The following is a 24,153-nucleotide window of genomic DNA, read 5'->3' on the forward strand; positions in this document are numbered from 1 at the left end:
TGCATGAAGATGATCACCGGGGTGTATGCGGCCGATCGCAGGCCCGGGCGGAGGCGTCGCGTGGTTGTCCACAGCCCATTCGCAGCGGCGCCGAATCCTCATAAGGTGAGGAGCATTGGTAGCCGGTGGTGGTCATGAGCCAGCGGTGGTCACGAGGAGGACTGCGGTGAGCGAGACGAGCCCCAAGCTGCGTGCCGAGCTGGAGGGTATTCCCACCTACAAGCCCGGCAAGCCTGCCGCGGTCGGCGCGGTGGCGTACAAGCTGTCCTCCAACGAGAACCCCTACCCGCCGCTGCCCGGCGTGATCGAGAGCGTGAGCGCCGCGGCCGGGTCGTTCAACCGCTACCCGGACATGGCGTGCACGGGGCTGATGGACGAGCTGTCGGACCGCTTCGGGGTCCCTCTCTCGCACCTGGCGACCGGCACCGGCTCGGTCGGGGTCGCCCAGCAGCTGGTGCAGGCGACCAGCGGTCCGGGCGACGAGGTCATGTACGCCTGGCGTTCCTTCGAGGCGTACCCGATCATCACGCAGATCAGCGGGGCGAGGGCGGTGCAGGTGCCGCTGACCCCGGGCGAGGTGCACGACCTCGACGCCATGGCCGACGCGATCACCGACCGGACGCGGCTGATTTTCGTCTGCAACCCGAACAATCCCACCGGCACCGTGGTGCGCAGGGCCGAGCTGGAGCGGTTCCTCGACCGGGTGCCCGGTGATGTGCTGGTGGTTCTGGACGAGGCCTACCGCGAGTTCATTCGTGCCGCCGAAGGCGAAGGGGGTGAGGTGCCGGACGGCGTCGCGATCTACCGTGACCGGCCCAACGTCTGTGTGCTGCGCACCTTCTCCAAGGCGTACGGGCTGGCCGGCCTCAGGGTCGGCTTCGCGATCGCTCATGAGCCGGTGGCGGCGGCGCTGCGCAAGACGGCGGTGCCTTTCGGCGTGAGTCAGCTCGCGCAGGACGCGGCAGTCGCCTCGCTGCGCGCCGAGGACGAGCTGCTCGGCCGGGTCGGCACGCTGGTGTCCGAGCGCACCCGCGTGGTCGAGTCGCTGCGCGGCCAGGGCTGGACGGTGCCCGAGACACAGGCCAACTTCGTGTGGCTCCGGCTGGGGGAGCGCACGCTCGACTTCGCCGCCCACTGCGAGCAGGCCGGGGTCGTCGTGCGGCCCTTCGCCGGGGAGGGGGTGCGCGTGACGATCGGCGAGACCGAGGCGAACGACATCTTCCTGAAGGCCACGGAGGGGTTCCGCAAGGAGCTCTAGTCCGCTTCCGTCAAGGTTCCGACCGGCCTGTTTGTGTCAGGGGCCGGTCGGGCCGCGGCGAGGGACCCCCCGGCCCTCCAGCCTCGAACGGGTATGCGTCATAATTGCTTGTGAATGTGAACGCGTTCACAAGCGTGTCCCGGTTGTCCCGTGCTGTGTGCCACAAGCGGGGCAAACTGCCGCTGTAATCATGGTGGCGTAAGGAGACTGACGACGTGGAATTGGCTTTGGCGCCCGAGACCCTGGCGCGATGGCAGTTCGGCATCACTACCGTCTACCACTTCCTCTTCGTCCCTCTGACGATCTCGCTCGCCGCTCTCACGGCGATCCTGGAGACCGCCTGGGTGCGGACGGGCAAGGAGCACTACCTCAGGGCGACCAAGTTCTGGGGAAAGCTGTTCCTGATCAATATCGCCATGGGTGTCGTGACCGGCATCGTGCAGGAGTTCCAGTTCGGCATGAACTGGTCCGACTACTCGCGCTTCGTCGGTGACGTCTTCGGTGCCCCGCTCGCCTTCGAGGCCCTGATCGCCTTCTTCTTCGAGTCCACCTTCATCGGGCTGTGGATCTTCGGCTGGGACAAGCTGCCGAAGAAGGCACACCTCGCCTGTATCTGGGTGGTCTCCATCGGCACCATCCTGTCGGCGTACTTCATCATGGCGGCCAACTCCTTCATGCAGCATCCGGTCGGCTACCGGCTCGTGAAGAAGGCGGACGGCACGACACGGGCCGAACTCACCGACTTTCCCAAGGTGCTCTTCCAGGAGACGACGCTCGTCAACTTCTGGCACGTCATCAGCGCCTCCATCCTGGTCGGCGGCGCCTTCATGACGGGTATCGCCGTCTTCCACCTCCGCAAGAAGCGGCACGTCCGTACCATGCGGATGTCGCTGCGGCTCGGCCTGATCACCGCGCTGGTCGGCACGATCCTCACCGTCGTCAGCGCCGACACCCTCGGCAAGGTGATGTACGAGCAGCAGCCGATGAAGATGTCGGCCGCCGAAGCTCTGTGGGAATCGCAGCAGCCCGCGCCTTTCTCGCTCTTCGCATACGGCGATGTCGCCAAGGGACACAACACGGTCGCCATCGAGATCCCCGGGATACTGTCCTTCCTCGCCAAGAACGACTTCAACGCCAAGATCCCCGGCATCAACGACATCAACAAGGCCGAGCAGGAGAAGTTCGGGCCGGGCGACTACCGTCCCAACATCCCCACCGCCTACTGGGCGTACCGCTGGATGATCGGCTTCGGCGGGGTCTCGATGGTCCTGTGCACCGCCGGCCTCTGGCTGACCAGGCGCAAGCTCTGGCTGGCACCGGAACACCGCACCGGCGAGGACGACGTCCCGAAGCTCATGCTCACCAAGAACATGGAGCTGACGCCGAAGCTCGGCATCTGGTGGTGGCGACTGTCCCAGTGGACGTTGATCTTCCCGCTCATCGGTATTTCCTGGGGCTGGATCTTCACTGAGACGGGGCGTCAGCCCTGGGTGGTGTACGGCCTGCTCAGGACCAGGGACGCGGTCTCGCCCGGAGTCTCCCAGGGTGAGGTGCTGACCTCGCTGATCGTGTTCACCCTCATCTACGCGATCCTCGCCGTCATCGAGGTGAAGCTGATGCTCAAGTACGTCAAGCAGGGACCGCCGGAACTCACCGAGGCCGACCTGAACCCGCCCACCAAGATCGGCGGCGACTCCCATGACGCCGACAAGCCGATGGCCTTCTCCTACTAGGCCCAGGGAGCGCTTAAGTCATGGAACTTCACGACGTCTGGTTCGTCATCATCGCGGTCCTGTGGACCGGCTACTTCTTCCTGGAAGGCTTCGACTTCGGCGTCGGCGTCCTCACCAAACTGCTGGCGCGTGACCGCACGGAGAAGCGGGTCCTCATCAACACCATCGGACCCGTCTGGGACGGCAACGAGGTGTGGCTGCTCTCGGCGGGCGGCGCGACCTTCGCCGCCTTCCCGGAGTGGTACGCCACGCTCTTCTCCGGCTTCTATCTGCCCCTGCTGCTCATCCTGGTCTGTCTGATCGTGCGCGGTGTCGCCTTCGAGTACCGGGCGAAGCGGCCCGAGGAGAACTGGCAGCGCAACTGGGAGACGGCGATCTTCTGGACCTCCTTGCTCCCCGCGTTCCTGTGGGGCGTGGCCTTCGGCAACATCGTGCGCGGCGTGAAGATCGACAAGAACTTCGAGTACGTGGGCACCTTCGGTGACCTGCTCAACCCGTACGCGCTCCTCGGCGGTCTGGTCACGCTGACCCTGTTCACCTTCCATGGGACCGTGTTCGTCGGGCTCAAGACCGTCGGGGACATCCGGGAACGGGCGCGAAAGCTCTCGCTCCGGGTCGGACTGGTGACCGCCGCGCTGGCGCTCGTCTTCCTGATCTGGACCCAGGCCGACAACGGAGACGCGAAGTCCCTGGCCGCGATGATCGTGGCCGTCGTCGCCCTTGTCGCCGCCATCGCGGTGGCCCAGACGGGACGTGAGGGTTGGGCGTTCGCGCTGTCGGGGCTCACCATCGTGGCGGCCGTCGCGATGCTCTTCCTGACGCTCTTCCCGAACGTCATGCCGTCCTCGCTCAATGAGGACTGGAGTCTGACGGTCTCAAACGCCTCGTCGAGTCCGTACACCCTGAAGATCATGACCTGGTGTGCGGGAATCGCCACGCCGATGGTCCTGCTCTACCAGTCGTGGACGTACTGGGTGTTCCGCAAACGGATCGGTACGCATCACATCGCTGCGGATGTCGCGCACTGAGTCCGGTCTCATGGACTGAATCCGACCTCATGGACCGAGTCCGATCCAGGGGCATGTTTCACGTGAAACGTGCCGGATGAGCCAAGGGTGTGTTTCACGTGAAACCAATTGATCCGCGTCTGCTGCGGTACGCCCGCGCCACTCGCTTCTTCCTGATGGCGGTCGTGGGGCTGGGTACGGTCGGAGCGGCGCTGGTCATTGCCCAAGCGATGCTCATCGCCGAAGTCGTGGTCGGTGCCTTTCAGCACGGTCACTCGGCCGCCGAGCTCCGCACTCCCCTGGTCTTGCTGGTGGCCGTCGCCATCGGCCGGGCGGTTGTCTCCTGGCTCACCGAGCTCGCCGCGCACCGGGCGAGCGCGGCGGTCAAGTCGGAGCTGCGGGGCCGGTTGTTGGAGCGGGCCGCCACGCTCGGTCCCGGGTGGCTGAGCGGGCAGCGGACGGGATCGCTGGTCGCCCTCGCCACGCGGGGAGTGGACGCGCTCGACGACTACTTCTCGCGCTATCTCCCCCAGCTGGGGCTCGCGATCGTGGTGCCCGTGGCGGTGCTCGCCCGGATCGTCACCGAGGACTGGGTGTCGGCGGCGATCATCGTCGTCACACTGCCGCTCATCCCCCTCTTCATGGCCCTGATCGGCTGGGCCACGCAGTCCCAGATGGACCGCCAGTGGCGGCTGCTGTCCCGGCTCTCCGGACACTTCCTGGACGTGGTCGCCGGGCTGCCCACGCTCAAGGTCTTCGGCCGGGCCAAGGCGCAGGCCGAGTCGATCCGGCGGATCACCGGCGAGTACCGCCAGGCGACCATGCGGACGCTACGGATCGCCTTCCTGTCGTCCTTCGCGCTGGAGCTGCTCGCCACGATCTCGGTCGCGCTGGTCGCGGTCACCATCGGGATGCGGCTCGTTCACGGCGACATGGACCTGTACGTGGGACTCGTCATCCTCGTCCTCGCGCCCGAGGCGTATCTGCCGCTGCGCCAGGTGGGGGCGCAGTACCACGCCGCCGCCGAGGGGCTCGCGGCGGCGGAGGAGATCTTCTCGGTGCTGGAGACCCCGGTGCCGGCCAGCGGCTCGCTTGTCGCACCGGAGGGGGAGATCGTCTTCGACGGGGTGACGGTCCGGTATCCGGGGCGCTCTGGGGACGCGGTCGGCGATGTCTCCTTCGTGGTCGAGCCAGGTGAGACGGTGGCCCTCGTCGGGCCGAGCGGCGTCGGCAAGTCGACGCTGCTGAACGTGCTGCTGGGGTTCGTGGAACCCGCCGCGGGACGGGTGCGGGTCGGGGGAGTCGATCTCGCCGAGGCCGATGTGCAGGAGTGGCGGTCCCGGGTGGCCTGGGTGCCGCAGCGGCCGCACCTCTACGCCGGGTCGATCGCCGAGAACGTACGGCTGGCGCGGCCCGACGCGGACGACGCGGCGGTGCGGCGGGCGCTGGCCGACGCGGGCGCGCTGGAGTTCGTGGACGCCCTGCCCGACGGGATCGGGACGATCCTCGGCGAGGACGGCGCCGGGCTCTCCGCCGGACAGCGCCAACGTCTGGCCCTGGCCCGGGCGTTCCTCGCGGACCGGCCCGTGCTGCTTCTCGACGAGCCGACGGCTTCGCTGGACGGCGCGACGGAGGCGGAGGTCGTGGCGGCGGTGCGCAGGCTCGCCGTCGGACGGACCGTGCTGCTGGTCGTGCACCGGCCCGCGCTGCTGTCCGTGGCGGACCGGGTGGTGCGGCTGGAGCCCGGGGCGTCTGTCGTCGCGGCCGGGTCGGTGCCCAGCGAGGGCACGAAGGAGCTCCGTCCGGTCGAGCCGGAGGGTGAGCCCGCGGCTGACGCGGAAGAGGCGTACGGGGCGCCTCAGCGGCGCGGAGGCGTGCTTGCCCGGGTCCGCGCCATGGCCGGCCCCCGGAGCGGCCGCTTCGCGCTCGCCCTCCTTCTCGGGAGCCTCGCGCTCGGGAGTGCCGTCGGGCTGATGGCCACCTCCGGGTGGCTGATCTCACGGGCGTCCCAGCAGCCGCCGGTGATGTATCTGATGCTGGCCGTCACGGCCACGCGGGCGTTCGGGATCGGCCGGGCCGTCTTCCGGTACGCGGAGCGGCTCGTGTCGCACGACGCGGTGCTGCGGATGCTGGCCGACACCCGGGTCGCCGTCTACCGGCGTCTGGAGCGCCTTGCCCCCGCGGGGTTGCGGACCACCCGGCGCGGCGATCTGCTGTCGCGGCTCGTCGCCGACGTGGACGCCCTGCAGGACTACTGGCTGCGGTGGCTGCTGCCCGCCGGTGCGGCGGTCGTGGTGTCCGCCGCCTCCGTCGGCTTCACCGCCTGGCTGCTGCCCGAGGCGGGCGCCGCCCTCGCCGCCGGGCTGCTGGCGGCCGGGGTCGGCGTCCCGCTCCTGACCGGAGCCGTGGCGCGCCGGGCGGAACGGCGGCTGGCCCCCGCCCGGGGCGCCCTGGCGACCGGCGTGGCCGATCTCCTCAGCGGGACGGCCGAGTTGACCGTCGCGGGCGCGCTGCCCGCCCGTACGGCCGAGGCCCGGCGGGCCGACACCGTGCTGACCCGCATCGCCTCCCGGGCCGCCACCGCGACCGCACTCGGCGACGGGCTCACCGCGCTGGCGACCGGGCTGACCGTCGCCGCGACCGCCCTCGTGGGCGCCCAGGCGGTCGCTGCCGGGCGGCTGAGCGGCGTGGCCATGGCCGTCGTCGTCCTCACTCCACTGGCCGCGTTCGAGGCCGTCCTGGGGCTGCCACTGGCCGTCCAGTACCGGCAGCGGGTGCACAAGAGCGCGGAGCGCGTGTACGAGGTGCTGGACGCCCCCGATCCCGTACGCGAACCGGAGCGGCCGCAGCCGGCACCCGCGTCGCCGTTCCCGCTGCGCGTGCAAGGGCTCCGGGCCCGCCACGCCGGACAGGACCGGGACGCGCTCGCCGGTCTCGACCTGACGCTTGAGGAGGGCCGCAGGATCGCCGTTGTCGGCCCTTCCGGCTCCGGCAAGACCACGCTCGCACAGGTACTGCTGCGGTTCCTGGACGCGGGCGCGGGGACGTACACGCTGGGTGGCACGGACGCGTACGGGATGGGCGGGGACGACGTACGCCGACTCGTCGGCCTCTGTGCCCAGGACGCGCACCTCTTCGACAGCACGGTGCGCGAGAACCTGCTGCTGGCCCGGAAGAACGCCACCGAGGCCGAGCTGCGCGACGCGCTCGCGCGGGCCCGGCTCCTGGAGTGGGCGGACGGCCTGCCCGACGGGCTCGACACGCTGATCGGCGAGCACGGGGCGCGGCTGTCCGGTGGCCAGCGACAGCGCCTGGCGCTCGCCCGCGCACTGCTGGCCGACTTCCCCGTCCTCGTCCTCGACGAGCCTGCCGAACATCTCGACCTGCCGACGGCCGACGCGCTCACCGCGGACCTGCTGGCCGCGACCGAGGGCCGTACGACGCTGCTGATCACGCATCGGCTGGCCGGTCTCGCAGCGGTGGACGAGGTGATCGTGCTGGCAGCCGGGCGGGTGGCACAGCGGGGTGCGTACGCCGAGCTGTCCATGGTGGAGGGGCCGCTGCGGGAGATGCTGGAGCGGGAGGCGGCGGGAGATCTGCTGGTCGGGGCGGCAGCGCGTGAGACAACTGGCCTACCTTCCTGAGTAAACCGGCCGACTTTCCTGATCAAAAGGGACTTACTACTCTCGAGGCATGTCATTGGCTCCCGCCTCGTCCGGCCCGGACGGCGGCCCGGACGTGCCGCGGCTGCTGGAGGCGGTGCGGTCGGTCGGGTCGGGGCTGGAGCTGCACTCGACGCTGGACCGGATCTGCGAGACGGCGGCCGATCTGGCCGACGCGCGCTACGCGGCCATCGGGGTCGTGGCCGAGGACGGCGAGGGGCTCGCGGACTTCGTCTTCCACGGGGTCGACGAGGAGACCGCCCGGCGGATCGGGCGGCTGCCCGACGGGCACAAGGGACTCCTCGGGGCGCTCATCCACGATCCGGAGCCGGTACGGCTCGCACGGTTGGCCGAGGACCCGCGCTCGTGCGGATTCCCCGAGCACCACCCGGCGATGCGCAGCTTCCTGGGGGTTCCGATTCGCGTGCAGGGCGCGATCTTCGGGAATCTGTACCTGGCCGAGAAACGCGGCGGCGGCTCGTTCGAGCACGACGACCTCAACATGGTCCGCGTACTGGCCGCGGAGGCCGGCATCGCGATCGGCAACGCCCGGCTGTATGAGGCCGCCCGGCAGCGCGAACGGTGGATCGACGGCTCGGTGGCCGTCACCAGGGCACTTCTGTCGGCGGGGGACGCCGAGGACGCGCTCCAGGTCGTCGCCGAACAGGCCCGCCGGCTCTCCGGCTCGGCAGCCGGGATCGTGCTGCTGCCCGCCGCCGAGGGCGGCCTGGAGATCGCCGCGGTCGCCAAGGACCGCCCGTCCAAGGTGCTCGGCGCCGTCATCCCGCCGGAGAGCGAAGTGGTCGCCGAACTCCTCGACGGAGCGGCCGTGTTCCTCGAGGACGCGGCCACCGACCCGCGCATGCTCAGCGACTTCGCCCGCGAGTACGGGCCGACCATGATGCTCCCGCTGCAGAGCGGCGGCCGCCTCCTGGGGGCCCTTGTCACACCCCGGGAACGGGGCGCCCGCCCGTTCACCGCGACCGAGCGCACCCTCGCCGCGCACTTCGCCTCGCAGGCCGCGCTCGCGCTGATGATGGCCGAGGCGCAGCGCGACCGGGAACGGCTCGCCGTCTACGAGGACCGCGACCGGATCGCCCGCGACCTGCACGACCTCGTCATCCAACGGCTGTTCGCCACCGGGATGATGCTGGAGAGCGCGCAGCGGAACTCCGCCGTGCCCGAGGTACGGGAGAGCGTCGGCAAGGCGGTCGACGAACTCGACGTCACTATCCAGGAGATCCGCACCGCCGTCTTCGCGCTCCAACAGGGCCCCGCCGAAGTGCCGTCCGGGCTGCGCACCCGGGTGCTGCGCGAGATCAACATGGCCGCCGTGCCCCTCGGCTTCATGCCCACGCACCGCTTCGTCGGGCCCGTCGACACGGCGGTCGGCGAACTCGCCGGCAAGAACCTCATCGCGGCCCTGCGCGAGACCCTCTCCAACGCCTTCCGGCACGCCGGCGCCTCCCGCATCGATGTGGTCGTCGACGCGACCGTCGTTCTGCCGGACGGGCGGCAGGGCGTCCGGCTGACCGTCGCGGACGACGGCATCGGCATTCCCGAGGGCGGCCGACGCAGCGGCCTGCGGAACCTCGGGCGGCGCGCCGAGTCACTGGGCGGCGACAGCTGGTACGGGCCGGGGCTCGGCGCGGACGGCGGCGGTACGACGGTGGTGTGGCAGGCCCCGCACTGAGCACACTCCAGGCCCTGAGAACGGGCCTCGGCAGCGGCGGCGAGCCCGATCTGCACCTCGGGACACGGGTCACACCGGAGTGGGGCTGGGCCGTCGATCCGGTGCTACAGCCGCTCGGCGATGAGCCGTTCGATGATGACCGCCACCCCGTCCTCGTTGTTGGCGACCGTGCGGCCGGAGGCGGCGGCGATCACGGCGGGGTGCGCGTTTCCCATCGCGTACGACGTGCCCGCCCAGGTGAGCATCTCGACGTCGTTCGGCATGTCTCCGAAGGCGACGACCTCCTCGGGGGCGATACCGCGCTCGGCACAGCACAGCTCGAGCGTGCTGGCCTTGGAGACGCCGGGGCCGCTGATCTCCAGCAGTGCGCTGGGGCTGGAGCGAGTGATGGTGGCGCGGTCGCCGACGGCGAGACGGGCCACGGTGAGGAAGGCGTCGGGGTCGAGCTCGTGATGGAAGGCGAGGATCTTGAGCACCGGTTCGTCGGCGCCGGGAGCGTCCGCTGCCAGCAGTTTCTCGGCGGGCGCGAGGGTGCGGGGAATCTCCATGTGCAGCTTGGGGTACGCGGGCTCCTGGTAGAAGCCGTACGTCTGCTCGATGGCGAACATGGTGCCCGGCGCGGCCTCGCGCACCAGCCGTACGGCGTCGAGCGCGTTCTCCCGCGCCAGCTCCCGGACCTTGACGAACCGGTGGGCGCCGGGGCCGCCGTGCAGGTCGACCACGGCGGCGCCGTTGCCGCAGATCGCCAGGCCGTGGCCGTGCACGTGGTCGCTGACGACGTCCATCCAGCGGGCCGGGCGGCCGGTGACGAAGAAGACCTCGATGCCGGCCTCCTCGGCGGCGGCGAGGGCGGCGACCGTGCGCTCGGACACCGACTTGTCGTCGCGCAGGAGGGTGCCGTCGAGGTCCGTGGCGATCAGCCGCGGCGGGACGGTGGGGGCACCTCCCTGCTCGAGCGAGGTCGAGAGCTTGGGGGAGGCCGGGGGCTCGGGCTGTCGAGTCGCTGAGGTCACCGGGCCATTCTCGCGCATATGCCCGCACGGTCGTGCGACAGTCCGCACACGTGAGTGGTTACCGCTCTCGCCAGCGCCGTTACGCCCCGCCGTCGCCACCCGCGGCAGCCCTGGCAGTCGATCCTCCAGCCGACAGCCCTGGCCGTCAGTCCAGCTGCGCCGGGGCCTCCATGGCAATGCGCTCGAAGACCTTCTCGTCCGCCGCGAAGTCCGAGTCGGGGATGGGCCAGTGGATCACGATGTCGGTGAAGCCCAGCTCCGCGTGCCTGCCCGCGAAGTCGACGAACGCGTCCAGGGACTCCAGTGGACGGCCACGGTCCGGAGTGAAGTCCGTCCTGGCGATCGCCGCGCACGAGGTCGCTCATGCGAGATAGCGCACTGCACAGTGCGAGCCGGACACCTCAATCGTCGCCGTAGGCTCGGGGGCATGAGTCTGCGTCTGAGCACCGTGATCCTGCCGTACCGCCGCTGGCACGAGGGCGGCCACGCCGCCTGGCGGCGCGCGGAGGACCTCGGTTTCCACACCGCGTACACCTACGACCACCTGTCCTGGCGCTCGTTCCGGGACGGGCCCTGGTTCGGCGCGGTGCCGACGCTGACGGCCGCCGCAGGCGTCACCGACCGGATGCGCTTGGGCACCCTCGTTACGTCGCCCAATTTCCGGCACCCGGTGACCCTCGCCAAGGACCTGATCTCCCTCGACGACGTCTCCGGCGGGCGCGTCACGCTGGGGATCGGCGCGGGCGGTACCGGATTCGACGCCACCGCGCTGGGCCAGGAACCGTGGACCCCGCGCGAGCGCGCCGACCGCTTCGGCGAGTTCGTACCGCTCATCGACCGCCTGCTCACCGAGGACGGCAAGGACGGGGTGTCGTACGAGGGCGACTTCTACTCGGCGCACGAGGCGCGCAACATCCCGGGCTGTGTGCAGCGGCCCCGACTGCCCTTCGCGGTGGCCGCCACCGGTCCGCGCGGTCTGAAGCTCGCCGCCCGGTACGGACAGGCCTGGGTGACGACCGGAGACCCCAAGCTGTATGAGACGGGCACTCCTGAACAGTCGGTTCAGGCCATTCGCGGACAGGCCGAGAAGCTGGCCGCCGCCTGCGCCGCGGTCGGCCGTGACGTGGCCGGGCTCGACAAGATCCTGCTCACGGGCTTCACTCCGGACCGCGGCCGTCCACTGGAGTCCCTCGGTGCCTTCGTGGATTTCGCGGGCCGGCACCAGGAACTGGGCTTCACCGAGATCGTGGTCCACTGGCCGATCCCGGACTCCGACTTCGCGGCGGACGAGAAGGTCTTCGAGCAGATCGCCATGGAGGCGTCGGCCCAGCTGGCTTGATGTGTGACCTTGTTCCGACCTTGTTCCCTCTGCTAAGCCGTCGTTTGCCCTCTGGCAGCCAGGCGCCCTGTTTCGCCGACTCGACTGGCGAACGGTGGGGTGGGTGAGCGTATTCCTCCTGGTCACGTTGCGATAGGCGAAAATGGCTTGACTGACGTGAACTTGTGCCTTCCGGCTTCCTGGTCCGGATGGTTCACCTGGCGACTCACGGTGGCGGTCATATCTCGTTCAGGTCGGTGACCGCTGCTCCCAGACCGTGGTGAGTGCCGCGACGGGGTCGGTGTTGGCCGGTGCAGCGGGCCACCGTCCGCCCTCGTCGTCTCGGAGGTGGGATACCAGCAGTGTCATGGCCGCCCGGTGTCAGCCCGAGGGTCGCTAGTGTTGCCCCATGGGTGTGTTGGACACGGCCGAGCTCGAGGCCATGATCGAAGAGGCGACTGTCGATGCCTACAACGAGGACGAGCAGCTGACCGGTCTCTTCACCATGCTTGAGGAATACCTCGGCCTGCCCTTTACCACCGCGGTTCTCGGCGTCGAGGTGACCGTGGACAGCATCGACCTTACGCCGGACGGCAGGATCGTCGCCCTGTGCTCTTGCGGCGGCATGCGGCAATCGATCGGAATCCTGGAGCTGCCGTTGCCCAGCCCGGTGCCCGAGGGCGCGGAGTGGATCGAGGCGTACCGTCACTGGGCCGGTTGAGGTCGGGCACCTCACACCCCACGCGGAACCGACTTGTCTGGGAGGGCTGAACGTGGCTGACGCCGTACAGGGCACGCATCAGGGCGCCGGCGAACCGTCGCTGACCGACCTCATCAAGCGCAGTGCCGAGTTGAAAGGGCAGCTGGTCGCCTTCGGTCAGAGCACCCGCTTTGACCGGTGGCTGACGCCCCTCCTGCTTGAGGCCGCCGGGCCTGAGCGGCAGTTGGACGAGGGCGAGGCGATCCGGATCATCGACCACTTCATCCTGCAGTACCGCCTGCCGGACGGTTCGACCGTGGTGGACCGGTTCGTCGCCGGACGGAAGAACTTGACCGCGGTCGACCGGGAGATGCTGCTCGGCTGGCGTGACCCGGTCGAGGGCATCTTCGAGATCCAGCGCAAAGAAGAGGACGCCGTCGTCCTGCTGAACCTGGTCGACGACCTGGAGTACCGCACGTACTCGAACGTTGGGCGGGCGGCGTTCCGTGGCATGTCCAAAGGAGGATTCCTCCACACCTGCCTGGTACCCGTTCACTCGGCCGGCGGGGCGTGGCTGGTGTCCGGGGCGATGACGAGCTATCCCAAGTCCAGCGCCACCGAGATCGCCCAGGCCGCTCTCCACCTGGCCACCAGCCAACCCGAACTGGTCTTCCGCAACCCCGAGAAGATCGAGCAGGGATGGCAGCGGATGCGGGAAGACCGGGCCGCGTTCGTCGAGTTCTGCGGCGGTGACGAACTGGTCCTTCCGCCTGCCGAAGCCGAGGACCTCCTCAACGCCTACTACCGCAGCCGCCAAGAGGCAGTCGTCGCCGGGCAGCCCGACCGTGCCCGGGGCAGGCGGCTGCCTGGCCTGGACCTGCCGTTCTTCGAATTGCCGCGAGAGCTCGCGGACTCGCACACCATCGGCGTCATCTACGACCAGGCCGACGGGCTCAACTTCTACGCGGACTACGGGATGCTGCGAGATCTCTTCGCGGACCCGGTGCTCGCGAGCCGCGGGCAGCACCAGGACCTGTTGCGCACGTACCTGCGCGAGGGGTCGATTGCGCCACTGCCGATCCGCCGACTGGCCGCCGCGCACCCGGAGACAGCCGACGCGGTGTTCCGGAAGCTGCTGCGGAAGCCCGGATTCACCTGGAGCGAGCACGGTGAGGCGCTGCTGCGCCGACGCAAGCCCTGGTACTACGCGAACGAGCCCCGCCCTGGTGTCTCCGTAATCGGCGACCGCCTCGGCGCGCTCCTCACCGGCCGTCGGTAGTCACCGTTCACACGGCAGCGGCTGCTGCGCAACACTGCCCGGATGGCTGAGCGGTACGGGCGCGGTCGGCTGCCCTGGACGGCGGCTTCGACCTGGCCGGGGGCGACGGTGACGGGACCGACCATGCCCTGGCGGGCGTAGGTACGTCCGCGGGACAGACGCCCGGCGTCCAAGGTGGAGTCCTCCAGGGCCCTCACCCATGCCTGGCCCCACCAGGTCGCCGCGAAGGCCCGCCTGCCGCGGCCGGGCGCACGGCGCGGTCCGGGGCCGGAGGGGCTCATGACTGCCTCCCCAGGGCGACGAGTTCGGCGAGGTCGGCGTCGGACAGTTCGGTCAGGGCAGCCTCGCCGGAGCCGGCGACGGCGTCGGCGAGCGCGCGCTTGGACTCCAGCAGCTTCGCCACCTTGTCCTCCACGGTTCCCTCCGCGAGGAGGCAGCGTGCCGGTGTCAGTCGGCGGCGGAGCTGCCGGGGGCGACCAGGCCCGTCTCGTAGGCGAGGACGACGGCTTGGGCGCGGTCGCGGAGGGCGAGCTTGGCGAAGATCCGGGCGACGTGGGTCTTCACGGTGGACGCGCTGAGGGTGAGAGCTTCGGCGAGCTCGGTGTTCGACAGGCCACGGCCCATCAGGGCCAGCACCTCGAGTTCACGAGGGGTCAGCGGAGTCAGGTCGCGGTGGATCGCGGGTATGCGGGCCGCAGCCGCCACAGCGGCGGGGCCCTGAGCCGTGCCGGGCCGGTCGGCCTCGCGGGCGGTCGCGTGGCGCTCGACCAGACGGCGGGTGATCGAGGGGGCGAGCAACGCGTCGCCGGTGTTCACCAGTCGCACGGCTGCGGCAAGGTGGGCGGCGGTGACGTCCTTGAGCAGGAAGCCGCTCGCCCCGGCGGCGAGCGCCGCGTAGACGTAGCGGTCGAGGTCGAAGGTGGTGAGCATGAGCACCCGGCAGTGCGGGAGCAGCCGCAGGACGCGCTGGGCGGCTTCCAGGCCGTCCAGGTTGGGCATCCGGACGTCCATCAGGAGGACGTCCGGGCGCAGCCGTTCGGCTTCCGCGACGGCCTGCACGCCGTCTGCGGCCTCGCCGACGACCTCGATGCCGCGCGAGGTGAGGATGAGGCGGAAGCCGGTTCGGATGAGCTCCTCGTCGTCGGCGATGAGGACGCGCGGGGCGCCTGCTTCCCGGCTCGGGTTCGAGTCCGGAGGCTGGGAGTTCGGAACCCGGTTCGGCGCGTGGTGGATGCCGCGGTCGGCGGCGGACTCGCTCACGGGCGCTCCAGAGGGATGCGGGCGCGGACGCGGTAGCCGCCGCCGATGCGGCGCCGGGCGTCGAAGTGGCCGCCGTAGACGGCGACGCGCTCGCGCAGACCGATCAGGCCGCGCCCGGCGCTGTCGTCCCGGCGCTCGCGGGCACCCGAGCCGGCATCCGAGCCGGCATCCGATCCGGCACCCGTGCTCGCGTGGTCGGCGGACAGCACGCTCGGTCCGCTGTTGAGCACCTCGACCCGCAGACTGTGGTCGGCATAACGCACCGTCACCGCCGCCTTGCCGCCGTCGCTGTACTTGAGCGCGTTGGTCAGCGCCTCCTGGATGATCCGGTAGGCGGTGACGTCGATGCCGGGTGCCAGCGGGCGCGGTTCGCCGGAGATCCGCACCTCGACCGGGAGGCCGGCGAAGGCGATCCGGTCGACGAGGGTGCCCAGTTGACTCAGGCTCGGCTGCGGTGCGAGTCCGGAGGGGTCTCCTTCGCCGTACCGTTCGGTCTGGTCGTCGTCGCCGTTGGGCGACGGCGCCAGCAGGCCCAGCAGGTGGCGCATTTCGGTCATCGCGTCGCGTCCGGCACCCTCGACGGCCCGCAGCGCGGTCTCCGCCTCGTGCGGCAGGGTGGCCAGCACCTCGCGCGCGGCGCTTGCCGATACGACCATCAGGCTGACCTTGTGGCTGACGATGTCGTGCAGCTCGCGGGCGATGCGGGCCCGTTCGGCCGCCACCGCCGTGCGGGCGGCGGCCTCCCGCTCGCGCTCCAGCAGCCAGCCCCGGTCCTCCAGGACCCTGCGGTAGCGGTGGCGGGCCCGCGCCAGCAACACGACAGCGCCCCCGGCCACCGCCAGGCTCACCCCCGCGAGGGCGATGAGCAGCCGGCCCGTCCCCGATGTCCACACGTCGTCCATCGTGCCAGGCAGCCGGCGAGCGGACGTCCTCCTGCGGGTCCACCCCGTACATCGCCAGGATGACCGGCGTCGCGGGTTACCTCCGGGGGCTGACGCCCGTACGGTCCACGCCGCCTACCGTCCCTGCCATGACCACCGAAGACATCAGCGACACGGCCCCGGGGGCCGACCCGGCCGCCGTGCGCGACCAGGAAGTCGTCCGGGTGAGCGGCCTGCGCAAGGAGTACGGCGACACCGTCGCCCTGAACGGGGTGTCGCTGGAGATCGGCGCCGGGGAGGCAGTGGCGGTGATGGGTCCGTCCGGCTGCGGCAAGTCCACCCTGCTCAACATGATCGCCGGGCTCGACCGGCCGAGCGCCGGCTCGGTGCGCGTGCACGGCGAGGACCTGGGCGAGATCAACGAGACCGGTCTCGCGCTCTTCCGCCGCCGCCGGATCGGCATGATCTTCCAGTTCTTCAATCTCATCGACGACCTGCCCGCGATCGACAACGTCGCCCTGGCCGCCCAGCTCACCGGAACACCGGCCCGTCAGGCCCGGCGCCGGGCGCTGGAGTTGCTGGACGAGCTCGGCGTCGCCGACCGCAGGAACGTCTACCCGGCCGCGCTGAGCGGCGGCGAGCGCCAGCGGGTGGCGGTGGCCCGTGCGCTGATGAACCGCCCCGCGCTGCTGCTGGCGGACGAGCCGACCGGCGCGCTGGACAGCTACTCGGGCGAGCAGGTGATGGACCTGCTCATCGACCTCAACGAACTGGGCCAGACCCTCATGCTGGTGACGCACGACCAGCGGCTGGCGACGCGCTGCGCCAGCCGCCTGGTGACGATGGCGGACGGCCGGATCACTGGCGAGCGGACCCTGGAGCGGTCGGCATGAGCGCGGTGTGGCGCGCCTCGCGCGCGGCCGTGCGCCGCCGTCGGCTGCAGACCTCCGTGATCGGGGTGGTGGTCCTGGTCTCCAGCATGGCCCTCGTGGTCGCCCTGGGCCTGCTGGACGTCGCGTCCGGACCGTTCGACCGGCTCTTCGGCCAGGCGCACGGGGCGCACGTCGTGGCCACCTTCGACGCGGCGAAGGTCTCCGGCGCGGAGCTGGCACGGACCGCGCACCGTCCGGGCGTGCGGGCCTCGGCCGGGCCGTTCCCGGAAGCCGTGGTCGACCTGCCGCAGAACGCGGCCTCCGAGATGCCCTGGATGCCGTCCGGCCCGCTGACCGTGGTGGGGCGGTCGGAGCCGGATGGCCCGGTCGACCGCCTTGACCTCTTCGCCGGGCACTGGGCCACCGGCCCCAGCGAGATCGTCCTGGCGTCCATCGACGGGCCCGGCGCGGGCAAGGGGCCGGACTCGCCGATCGGCAAGCGGATCCGGCTGCCCGGACTGCCGCTGCTGACCGTGGTCGGCCTCGCGTCCAGCGTGAGCGGGACCGCCCAGGCGTGGGTCTCCGCGCAGCAGATCGCGGCCCTGCACCCCACGACGTACCAGATGATGTACCGGTTCGACCAGGCCGCGACAGCCCGGCAGATCACAGCGGACACCACGGCGGTGACCGCCGGCCTGCCGTCCGGATCGCTGGTCGCAGGCCAGTCGTATCTGACGTTGAAGGCGGAGGTCGCGTCCAAGCCCAACGCCTTCGTGCCGTTCCTCATGGCCTTCGGCATCCTCGGCCTGCTGGTGGCGGTCCTGATCGTGGCCAATGTGGTGAGCGGCGCCGTGGTGTCCGGCTTCCGGCACATCGGGGTGCTCAAGTCCCTGGGGTTCACGCCCAACCAGGTGGTCGCGGTCTACCTGGTGATGGTCTGCATCCCGGCGACGGCGGGCGCGCTGGCCGGTACGGCCCTGGGCGGAGTGGCGGCGCGGCCGCTGCTGCACCAGGTCTTCCAGGGCGTAGGCCTCGGCACGATGAACGTCACGCCGACGATCGGCTCCTGGGTCTACGCGACCACGGCGCTCGGCATGCCGGCCGTGGTGCTGCTGGCCGCGCTGATCCCGGCGCTGCGCGCGCACCGGCTGTCCGCGGCCCGTGCGATCAGCGCGGGCAGCGCGCCCAGTGGCGGACGGGGGCTGGTGGTGCAGCGGTGGCTGAGCGGGGTGCGGCTGCCGCGCTCGGTGAGCCTGGGCCTGGGGCTGCCCTTCGCGCGGCCCGGACGGGCGCTGCTCACCGTCTGCGCGGTCCTGCTCGGGGTGGCGACGGTGACCTTCGCCACCGGCCTGTCGGCCACCATGGTCTCCTACGGCAACGCGGTCGAGGGCGTCGGCAGGACGCAGGTGGTCGTCTGGCGAGGGGAAACCAGGTTCGGCCAGACCGCCCCGAAGCACGGCGACGCCGCGACCCAGGCGCTGCTGCGCGGTCTGCCGCACGCGGCGGACGTGTCCGCCATGGGCTTCGCCGACGTGCGGCTGCTCGGGCAGAGCCAGGACGTGTCGATCGAGGGCGTGCGCGGGGGCCGGTCGGCTCTCCAGGACGACCTGGCCAGGGGCCGGTGGATGCGGGGGCCCGGCGAGGCGGTGGTTTCCGGCCGATTCCTGTCCAAGTCCGGTCTGCGTCTCGGTGACTCCTTCGTCCTGGGCGCGGCGGGCGGCCGGCAGGAGCGCGTGACCCTGGTCGGGGAGGTCATGTCCGGGCCGGCGGACTTGATGCGCGCGGACTGGGCGACGGTGACCGCTCTGGCACCGGGCGCGCAGGCCAACCAGTACTGGGTGCGGCTCACCCCCGGAGCCGATGTCAGCGCCTATGTGAAGGCCGTTCGGGCCGCCGACCCCGGTCTCTATCCGGACGCGAAGACATCGGTGAACGCCGGGGCCGTAACGGTGATCAGTTCCGCGACCGTGCTGACCCTGATGCTGTCGGTGGTCGCCGCGATGGGGGTGTTCAACACGGTCGTGCTGAGCAGCCGGGAGCGGCGGCGCGACCTGGGAATGCTGAAGTCGATCGGCATGACGCCGCGCCAGGTCACGGTGATGATGGTGGTGTCCATGGCCGGGCTGGGCCTGGTCGGCGGGGTCCTGGGGCTGCCGCTGGGAGTCGCGGCCTACCGCGTGGTGATCCCGATGACCGAGCACAGCGCCCATCTCGCCCTCCCGGCACGGATGCTGGACGTGTGGCATCCGGGGACCATGGCGCTGCTCGCGCTGGCCGGGGTGGCGATCGCCGCACTGGGCGCGGTGATACCGGCGCGTGCGGCGGCCCGGCAGACCATCGCCCGGGTCCTGCACAGCGAGTGACGTCGGCGTCGCGTCGGAGGCGGGCGTCTGCCAGGGCCTCGGCGGCCCGGCGGCGCCCGCGCGCGATGCACGGCGTAGTGCCCGCCCGGTCCCTGATCCCGCGAGCGGTTCCCCGGAGCTTTGGCGGATGGTCGGCGCTTGGTGGATGGTCGGCCCTGCGGACGCGTCCCCGACTTCTTGGTCCGCGGCGGTGAGCGTCGGCACGGCGCCGAACCAGGGGCCGTCCCGGAAGGTCCGCCACGACAGGTGGTCGTACGCGAACGCGGGGTGAAAGCCGAGCCGCTCCGCACGCTGCCAGGCGGCACGCCCGCCCTTGTGTCAGTGGACGTACGGCGGGATCACAGTGCTCGGACGCAGACTCGTGCATCGAGCGTAGGCGGAGCCACGGGGTGGTCGCGGCCGCCGCGCGATCGCTTCATCGGCGTCCCTTGATCAGCCGGCCGGCGGACGATCAGTGCGGGCCGGGGAAGCGCAGATACCGCGGTGGTACGGCCTCGGTGAGCCACACCCCGTTCGCGCTGACCCGGAAGACATGGCCGTCGCGGTGCATGGCGGCGGCGTCCACGCCGAGCACGACGGGCCGGCCGCGGCGGGCGCCGACGCGGGTGGCGGTCTCACGGTCGGGCGACAGGTGCACGTCGTGCCGGTTCATGGGCCGCAGGCCCTCGGCGCGGATCGCGTCCAGGTTGCGGGCCACGGTCCCGTGGTACAGATACGTCGGCGGAGTCGCCACGGGCAGTCCGAGGTCGACCTCGACGGAGTGGCCCTGGCTGGCCCGGATACGGGTGCCTTCCACGGCGAAGCGCCGCTTGTCGTTCGTGGCCACCACGTGGTCGAGCTCCTCGCGGGTGAACCGGAAGCCGTGCGCCGCCGCTGCGGCGATCAGCGTGTCGATCTCGACCCAGCCTCCCTCGTCGAGCGTGAGCCCGATCCGCTCGGGCTGATGCCGCAGATGCTTCGAGAGGTACTTCGACACCTTTACGGTGCGTCTTTCATCCATCTTGTCAGAGTGCCTGACGAGATGCTGATCACGCATTTGATTTTGGTTCGGAGGTTTGATCCACAACCAACTGTAGTTATCCACAGGGTAATTGAGGAATCTGTGGACAAGTCATGGGTGATTTAGAGTGGTTCATCAACGATATTGCCATCGTGGTCATTTGATGTGAGACGGTCCAAGATCCGTGTCTGTACCTCACGTTCGGCCGCCGCCGCAACGAAGTCCGCGATGCGCTCCACGCCAACCAGCCGCTCCACGGCCCGCGCTGTGGCGACCGGTATCCCTACTGAACGCGTCTCGTCCCCACGATCCCGCGGTTGCCCCGAGCCGAGGCGATCACGCAGCTGCCGGGTCGCGAACATCCGCATGGCACGCGCCAGTTCCGCGTCCACCGTCTGCTGTGCGAGCGGTCGCAGACGGCGTACGAGGGAGGCCGCCTCGGCCGCCTCCGCGTCGCTCGGCGGATGTTCGCCGAGACAGCGCGCGAAGACGTGTTCGGTCGTGAACTCAAGGAAACGCGCCGCGATGTGTTCAACCTTGCCTCTCAACTCCCTGAGGTGGCCCGAGATCGCGGACAACGGAACGCCCGCCGCGTACAACTCCACCGCCACAGCCAGCTCTTGAGGGCTCGGGACCAGGTACAGCTCGCGCTCGCCGGGAATGCGCTCCAGCACTCCGAGCTCCACCGCCTCCGCCACCGCCGCGTCGTCCGGGCCGCCGCCGAACCGCTTGTCCAGCTCGGCCCGCGAGATCCGTACGGCCTCCTCGCCGGTCCACGGTCCCTCGGCCTCGGCGACCAGACCGAGGATTCCGCCCAGGCCCCGGCCCGTGTCCCAGGCCTCCAGGAGTTCCTTGATGGAGGCCAGCGTGTAGCCGCGGTCCAGAAGTTCGGCGATCTGCCGCAGCCGGGCCAGATGCGCGTCCGCGTACACATTGGCGCGACCGCGCCGCTCCGGGCGGGGCAGCAGCCCGCGGTCCTGATAGGCGCGGATCGTCCGGACCGTGGCGCCGCTGTGGTGCGCCAGGTCCTCGATGCGGTACGCGACACCGACCGGCTCGTCGTCCACGCTGTCTGCCCTCCCGCCCCCCTGGGCGCTACGCGACGGCCCTGCGCAGTGACCCCTCCTGCGAGGGATGGTACGACCGCCGCAGCCAGCGGGGTATGGCCGTGCCGAGCCCCTTCCGGGTGGGCAACAGGCCCTTGCGTACCGCCCTGTTGTGCACCGGGAAATCCGGCCCCGAAGACCTTCACGAACCACGCGTGGCCGACGCCGACGGAGTCGCTCGAAGGGCCGCTCAAGAGGGTGCCCGGAAGGTCCCTCACAGTGGTGGCTCCATCCGTGCGATCGCGCGCAGCGCCCGCGGCGCGAGGCGGGACATGAGGCGAGCGCCGCGCGCCTCGGGGGTGACCGGCACGACCGCCTGGTTGTTGACGACCGCGCGCAGGATCGCGTCGGCCACCTTCTCCGGCGGGTAGTTGCGCAGCCCGTACAACCGCGCCGACTTCTTCTGGCGGCGTTTCTCCTCGGTCGCGTCGACCCCGGCGAAGTGCGCGGTCGAGGTGATGTTGGTGTTGACGAAGCCGGGGCAGATCGCCGAGACGCCGATGTCCTGTCCTGCCAGCTCCGCGCGCAGGCATTCGCTCAGCATCAGCACGGCCGCCTTGGAGGTGCTGTAGGCGGGGAGTGCCTTCGAGGGCTGGTACGCCGCCGCCGACGCGGTGTTGACGATGTGGCCGCCCTGGCCGCGCTCGGCCATCTGCTTGCCGAAGAGCCGGCAACCGTGGATCACGCCCCACAGATTGATGTCGAGGACCTTCTTCCAGTCCTCCGGAGTCGTGTCGAAGAAGGAGCCCGACAGCCCGATCCCGGCGTTGTTCACCAGCACGTCCACCACGCCGTACTCGTCGGCGACCTTCTCGGCGAGCTTCTCCATGGCCTGCTCGTCCGAGACGTCGACCGTCTCGGCCCAGGCCTCGGGGGAGCCGATCAGCCGCGCCAGCTCCGCCGTGCGGGCGGCGCCCTCGGCGTCCCGGTCGACGGCGACCACGCGCGCGCCGGCCTCGGCGAACGCGAAGGCGGTGGCCCGCCCGATGCCGCTGCCCGCCCCCGTGACCAGCACGAGCTGCCCGCCGAACCGTTGCGCGTACGTACCGGTGGCCACGGCGTCCCGCACCGGAGTGCCGTCCTCGTGGGCGTGCACGAACTCCGTGATCCAGGCTGCCAGTTGGTCGGGTCGGGTGCGCGGAATCCAGTGCTTGGCCGGGAGCGTGCGGCGTACTGGCTGCGGGGCCCACCGCTCCAGGTCGTCGTAGAGCCGCTCGGAGAGGAACGCGTCCCCCAGGGGCGTGATGAGCTGCACGGGCGCGTGCGCGTAGGCGTCCGGGCGTGGACGGCCCAACCGGGCCCGTACGTTGTCCCGGTACAGCCAGGCGCCGTGCGCCGCGTCCGTCGGCAGAGACGGGGTCGGATAGCCGTCCCCGGGCACCTTCTCGACCCGCCGCAGGATCTTCGGCCACTGCTTGCCGAGGGGGCCGCGCCAGGCGAGCTCGGGCAGAGCGGGCGTGTGCAGCAGGTACACGTACCAGGACTTGGCACCCTGGCCGAGGAGTTGGCCGACCCCGCGCGGGGTGGGCCGCCGTACGCGCTGCTTGATCCAGTGCCCGAAGTGGTCGAGGGACGGTCCGGACATCGACGTGAAGGAGGCGATCCGGCCCTGGGTGCGCGTGACCGTGACGAACTCCCAGGACTGCACCGAACCCCAGTCGTGCCCCACCAGGTGCACAGGCCGGTCCGGGCTCACCGCGTCCACGACGGCCAGGAAGTCGTCCGTCAGCTTCTCCAGCGTGAACCCGCCGCGCAACGGCTGCGGCGCCGTCGATCTGCCGTGCCCGCGCACGTCGTACAGGACGACATGAAAGTGCTCGGCGAGGCGTGTCGCGACCTCGGACCACACCTCCTTGGAGTCCGGATAGCCGTGCACCAGCACCACCGTGGGCTGCGCCGGGTCGCCCAACTCGGCTACACACAGCTCGATCCCGCCCGTCCGCACCCAGCGCTCGCGCGCGCCTTCGAGAGTCACGAGAGTCACTTCTCCTCCGCCCAGCGCCGCACGTGCGGCAGATCGTCGTCCAGCCAGAACGCACTCTGCTCGGGATCCTTGGAGTCCGTGACGACCAGGATCTCCTCGAACTTCGCGCCCGTGCCCCGGAACCCGAGATGCGGCTCGACCGCCCACAGCCCCGGACGGGGAGGATGGTCGGAGAACCGGTACGGCGACCACAGCGGCGACCAGCCGTCCCGGTGCCCGTGGAGCGCGTCGCTCGCCAGCCCCTTCAGGGACCGCGTGCCGAACCCGAACAGGCGGGGTGACCAGGAGCGCTCCTTCACCCGGTCGACCTTGTGCGCGATCACGCCGAACGGATAGGCGCGGTGCCGGTTCGCGTAGCCCTGGCGGACCATGAGCCGGTCCACGTCCTCGTAGATCTCGCGCAGCGCTCTGCGCTCGCGCACCTCGCGCAGGATCAGCTCGCGGTGCGCCTCCAGGTCGGCGAGCAGCTTGTCCTGCAGAGGGTTCGGGCCCAGGGAGCCCGAGTAGCCGATGTCCGCCGTGAAGCCCCGGTGGACCGGGGCCAGGTCGAGGATGTACGGCATCCCCGGCTCCAGTCGGCGGTCGGTGGGGAAGAACTGCAGCGGGATCCGGAAGTTCACGAACGCCGTGCGGTCCCCGAACCAGGCGAAGGGCAGGTGGAACCAGTCGCGCACCCCGCGCTCGCGCAGCCACTCCCGCTGCGTGCGTGCCGCCTCGCGCTCGGTCACGCCCGGCTTCAGCTGCGCGGCGACCGCTTCCGCGCAGTCGTACGCGAGGCGCTGGACCTCCCGGAACCCCCGTAGCTCCGCGGACCTGAACCCCCGCGGTTCCGCGGAGAGTTCGCCTGTCACTGCCGTCGTCATGCCATCGCCCCACCTTGTCCGTCGACTACGGTACGCGTCCGTAACGTGACACTGGCGAATGTGACAGTTGTTAGAGGCCGCGTCAATAGACCTGCGCGGCGCCTGTGGACAACTGACCTGATGTGGATAAACCCCCGCCGGTTGTTCGACCTCAGGGGGAC

At 70.7% G+C, this 24,153-nt stretch carries 18 protein-coding genes and 3 pseudogenes; 10 read left to right on the plus strand and 11 right to left on the minus strand.

Annotation, left to right across the window (positions count from 1 at the left end; genetic code table 11):
• The first annotated feature begins 166 nt into the window (after positions 1–166).
• The 5 genes from hisC to OG747_RS22560 all read left to right on the plus strand — a co-directional run bounded on the left by hisC (position 167) and on the right by OG747_RS22560 (position 9,353).
• Positions 167–1,258 carry a histidinol-phosphate transaminase gene (gene hisC, locus OG747_RS22540; RefSeq protein ID WP_405881150.1) on the plus strand — a complete coding sequence of 364 codons (1,092 nt, stop codon included), beginning with the start codon at positions 167–169 and terminating at the stop codon, positions 1,256–1,258.
• A 215-nt stretch (positions 1,259–1,473) separates the two neighbouring features.
• Complete coding sequence (locus tag OG747_RS22545; protein WP_405881151.1) at positions 1,474–2,991, plus strand: cytochrome ubiquinol oxidase subunit I; 1,518 nt, start codon at positions 1,474–1,476, stop codon at positions 2,989–2,991.
• A 20-nt stretch (positions 2,992–3,011) separates the two neighbouring features.
• Positions 3,012–4,019 (plus strand): cytochrome d ubiquinol oxidase subunit II, encoded by a 1,008-nt coding sequence (gene cydB, locus OG747_RS22550; protein ID WP_405881152.1) that lies wholly within the window; start codon positions 3,012–3,014, stop codon positions 4,017–4,019.
• 98 nt (positions 4,020–4,117) lie between these two features.
• Positions 4,118–7,642 (plus strand): thiol reductant ABC exporter subunit CydD, encoded by a 3,525-nt coding sequence (gene cydD, locus OG747_RS22555; RefSeq protein ID WP_405881153.1) that lies wholly within the window; start codon positions 4,118–4,120, stop codon positions 7,640–7,642.
• A 49-nt stretch (positions 7,643–7,691) separates the two neighbouring features.
• Positions 7,692–9,353, plus strand: a complete 1,662-nt coding sequence (locus OG747_RS22560) for a GAF domain-containing sensor histidine kinase (RefSeq protein ID WP_405881154.1) — start codon at positions 7,692–7,694, stop codon at positions 9,351–9,353.
• A gap of 104 nt (positions 9,354–9,457) precedes the next feature.
• Here the strand turns inward: OG747_RS22560 and OG747_RS22565 are convergent, their stop codons facing one another.
• A complete protein-coding gene (locus OG747_RS22565; protein ID WP_405881155.1) occupies positions 9,458–10,366 on the minus strand; it encodes a Cof-type HAD-IIB family hydrolase in 909 nt (302 codons plus the stop codon).
• 145 nt (positions 10,367–10,511) lie between these two features.
• Positions 10,512–10,727: pseudogene (locus OG747_RS22570) on the minus strand (LLM class flavin-dependent oxidoreductase); the annotation flags it as partial.
• A 66-nt stretch (positions 10,728–10,793) separates the two neighbouring features.
• On the opposite strand from OG747_RS22570, the gene OG747_RS22575 reads away from it, so the two are divergent.
• The 3 genes from OG747_RS22575 (at position 10,794) to OG747_RS22585 (ending at position 13,663) form a co-directional block, all read left to right on the plus strand.
• The gene (locus OG747_RS22575) at positions 10,794–11,705 is read left to right on the plus strand and encodes an LLM class flavin-dependent oxidoreductase (RefSeq protein ID WP_405881156.1); all 912 of its coding nucleotides are present in this window, start codon (positions 10,794–10,796) and stop codon (positions 11,703–11,705) included.
• Positions 11,706–12,093: 388 nt separating this feature from the next.
• On the plus strand, positions 12,094–12,405 hold the full coding sequence (locus tag OG747_RS22580) for a hypothetical protein (RefSeq protein WP_405881157.1): 312 nt from the start codon (positions 12,094–12,096) through the stop codon (positions 12,403–12,405).
• Positions 12,406–12,457: 52 nt separating this feature from the next.
• Positions 12,458–13,663, plus strand: coding sequence for a hypothetical protein (locus OG747_RS22585; RefSeq protein WP_405881158.1), 1,206 nt, complete (start codon positions 12,458–12,460; stop codon positions 13,661–13,663).
• Between the two features lie 277 nt (positions 13,664–13,940).
• On the opposite strand, the gene OG747_RS22590 is transcribed toward OG747_RS22585, so the two are convergent.
• From OG747_RS22590 to OG747_RS22600, 3 genes are all read right to left on the minus strand, one after another.
• Entirely contained in the window at positions 13,941–14,078 is a 138-nt protein-coding gene (locus OG747_RS22590) for a hypothetical protein (protein WP_405881159.1), read from the minus strand.
• 32 nt (positions 14,079–14,110) lie between these two features.
• Positions 14,111–14,812 carry a response regulator gene (locus OG747_RS22595; RefSeq protein WP_405885629.1) on the minus strand — a complete coding sequence of 234 codons (702 nt, stop codon included), beginning with the start codon at positions 14,810–14,812 and terminating at the stop codon, positions 14,111–14,113.
• Between the two features lie 107 nt (positions 14,813–14,919).
• On the minus strand, positions 14,920–15,825 hold the full coding sequence (locus tag OG747_RS22600; RefSeq protein WP_405881160.1) for a sensor histidine kinase: 906 nt from the start codon (positions 15,823–15,825) through the stop codon (positions 14,920–14,922).
• A 128-nt stretch (positions 15,826–15,953) separates the two neighbouring features.
• Between OG747_RS22600 and OG747_RS22605 the strand changes: the two genes are divergently transcribed.
• On the plus strand, positions 15,954–16,697 hold the full coding sequence (locus tag OG747_RS22605; protein WP_405881161.1) for an ABC transporter ATP-binding protein: 744 nt from the start codon (positions 15,954–15,956) through the stop codon (positions 16,695–16,697).
• On the plus strand, positions 16,694–19,039 hold the full coding sequence (locus OG747_RS22610; protein ID WP_405881162.1) for an FtsX-like permease family protein: 2,346 nt from the start codon (positions 16,694–16,696) through the stop codon (positions 19,037–19,039). Before OG747_RS22605 ends, OG747_RS22610 begins: the two co-directional genes overlap by 4 nt.
• Before the next feature lie 183 nt (positions 19,040–19,222).
• On the opposite strand, the pseudogene OG747_RS22615 reads toward OG747_RS22610, so the two are convergent.
• The 6 genes and pseudogenes from OG747_RS22615 to OG747_RS22640 all read right to left on the minus strand — a co-directional run.
• Positions 19,223–19,396 (minus strand): annotated as a pseudogene (locus tag OG747_RS22615) (LLM class flavin-dependent oxidoreductase); the annotation flags it as partial.
• Positions 19,397–19,490: 94 nt separating this feature from the next.
• A complete protein-coding gene (locus OG747_RS22620) occupies positions 19,491–20,039 on the minus strand; it encodes an RNA 2'-phosphotransferase (RefSeq protein WP_405881163.1) in 549 nt (182 codons plus the stop codon).
• A 122-nt stretch (positions 20,040–20,161) separates the two neighbouring features.
• Complete coding sequence (locus tag OG747_RS22625) at positions 20,162–21,106, minus strand: MerR family transcriptional regulator (RefSeq protein WP_405881164.1); 945 nt, start codon at positions 21,104–21,106, stop codon at positions 20,162–20,164.
• A 28-nt stretch (positions 21,107–21,134) separates the two neighbouring features.
• A pseudogene (locus tag OG747_RS22630) lies at positions 21,135–21,260 on the minus strand (metal-dependent hydrolase); the annotation flags it as partial.
• 99 nt (positions 21,261–21,359) lie between these two features.
• Positions 21,360–23,120: an SDR family oxidoreductase gene (locus OG747_RS22635; RefSeq protein ID WP_405881165.1), complete on the minus strand. Its 1,761-nt coding sequence runs from the start codon at positions 23,118–23,120 to the stop codon at positions 21,360–21,362.
• Positions 23,121–23,125: 5 nt separating this feature from the next.
• Entirely contained in the window at positions 23,126–23,992 is an 867-nt protein-coding gene (locus OG747_RS22640; protein WP_405881166.1) for a M24 family metallopeptidase, read from the minus strand.
• Positions 23,993–24,153 lie beyond the last annotated feature (161 nt).

This window comes from Streptomyces sp. NBC_01384 (assembly GCF_045040035.1).
Classification (GTDB): domain Bacteria; phylum Actinomycetota; class Actinomycetes; order Streptomycetales; family Streptomycetaceae; genus Streptomyces.

Excerpts from the sequence above, each read along its gene's own strand:
- OG747_RS22605 (WP_405881161.1), top strand. The coding sequence starts at position 15,954 with ATGACCACCGAAGACATCAGCGACACGGCCCCGGGGGCCGACCCGGCC.
- cydB (WP_405881152.1), top strand. The coding sequence starts at position 3,012 with ATGGAACTTCACGACGTCTGGTTCGTCATCATCGCGGTCCTGTGGACC.
- OG747_RS22560 (WP_405881154.1), top strand. The coding sequence starts at position 7,692 with ATGTCATTGGCTCCCGCCTCGTCCGGCCCGGACGGCGGCCCGGACGTG.
- OG747_RS22620 (WP_405881163.1), bottom strand. The coding sequence starts at position 20,039 with ATGGATGAAAGACGCACCGTAAAGGTGTCGAAGTACCTCTCGAAGCAT.
- OG747_RS22610 (WP_405881162.1), top strand. The coding sequence starts at position 16,694 with ATGAGCGCGGTGTGGCGCGCCTCGCGCGCGGCCGTGCGCCGCCGTCGG.
- OG747_RS22580 (WP_405881157.1), top strand. The coding sequence starts at position 12,094 with ATGGGTGTGTTGGACACGGCCGAGCTCGAGGCCATGATCGAAGAGGCG.
- OG747_RS22575 (WP_405881156.1), top strand. The coding sequence starts at position 10,794 with ATGAGTCTGCGTCTGAGCACCGTGATCCTGCCGTACCGCCGCTGGCAC.
- OG747_RS22600 (WP_405881160.1), bottom strand. The coding sequence starts at position 15,825 with ATGGACGACGTGTGGACATCGGGGACGGGCCGGCTGCTCATCGCCCTC.
- OG747_RS22640 (WP_405881166.1), bottom strand. The coding sequence starts at position 23,992 with ATGACGACGGCAGTGACAGGCGAACTCTCCGCGGAACCGCGGGGGTTC.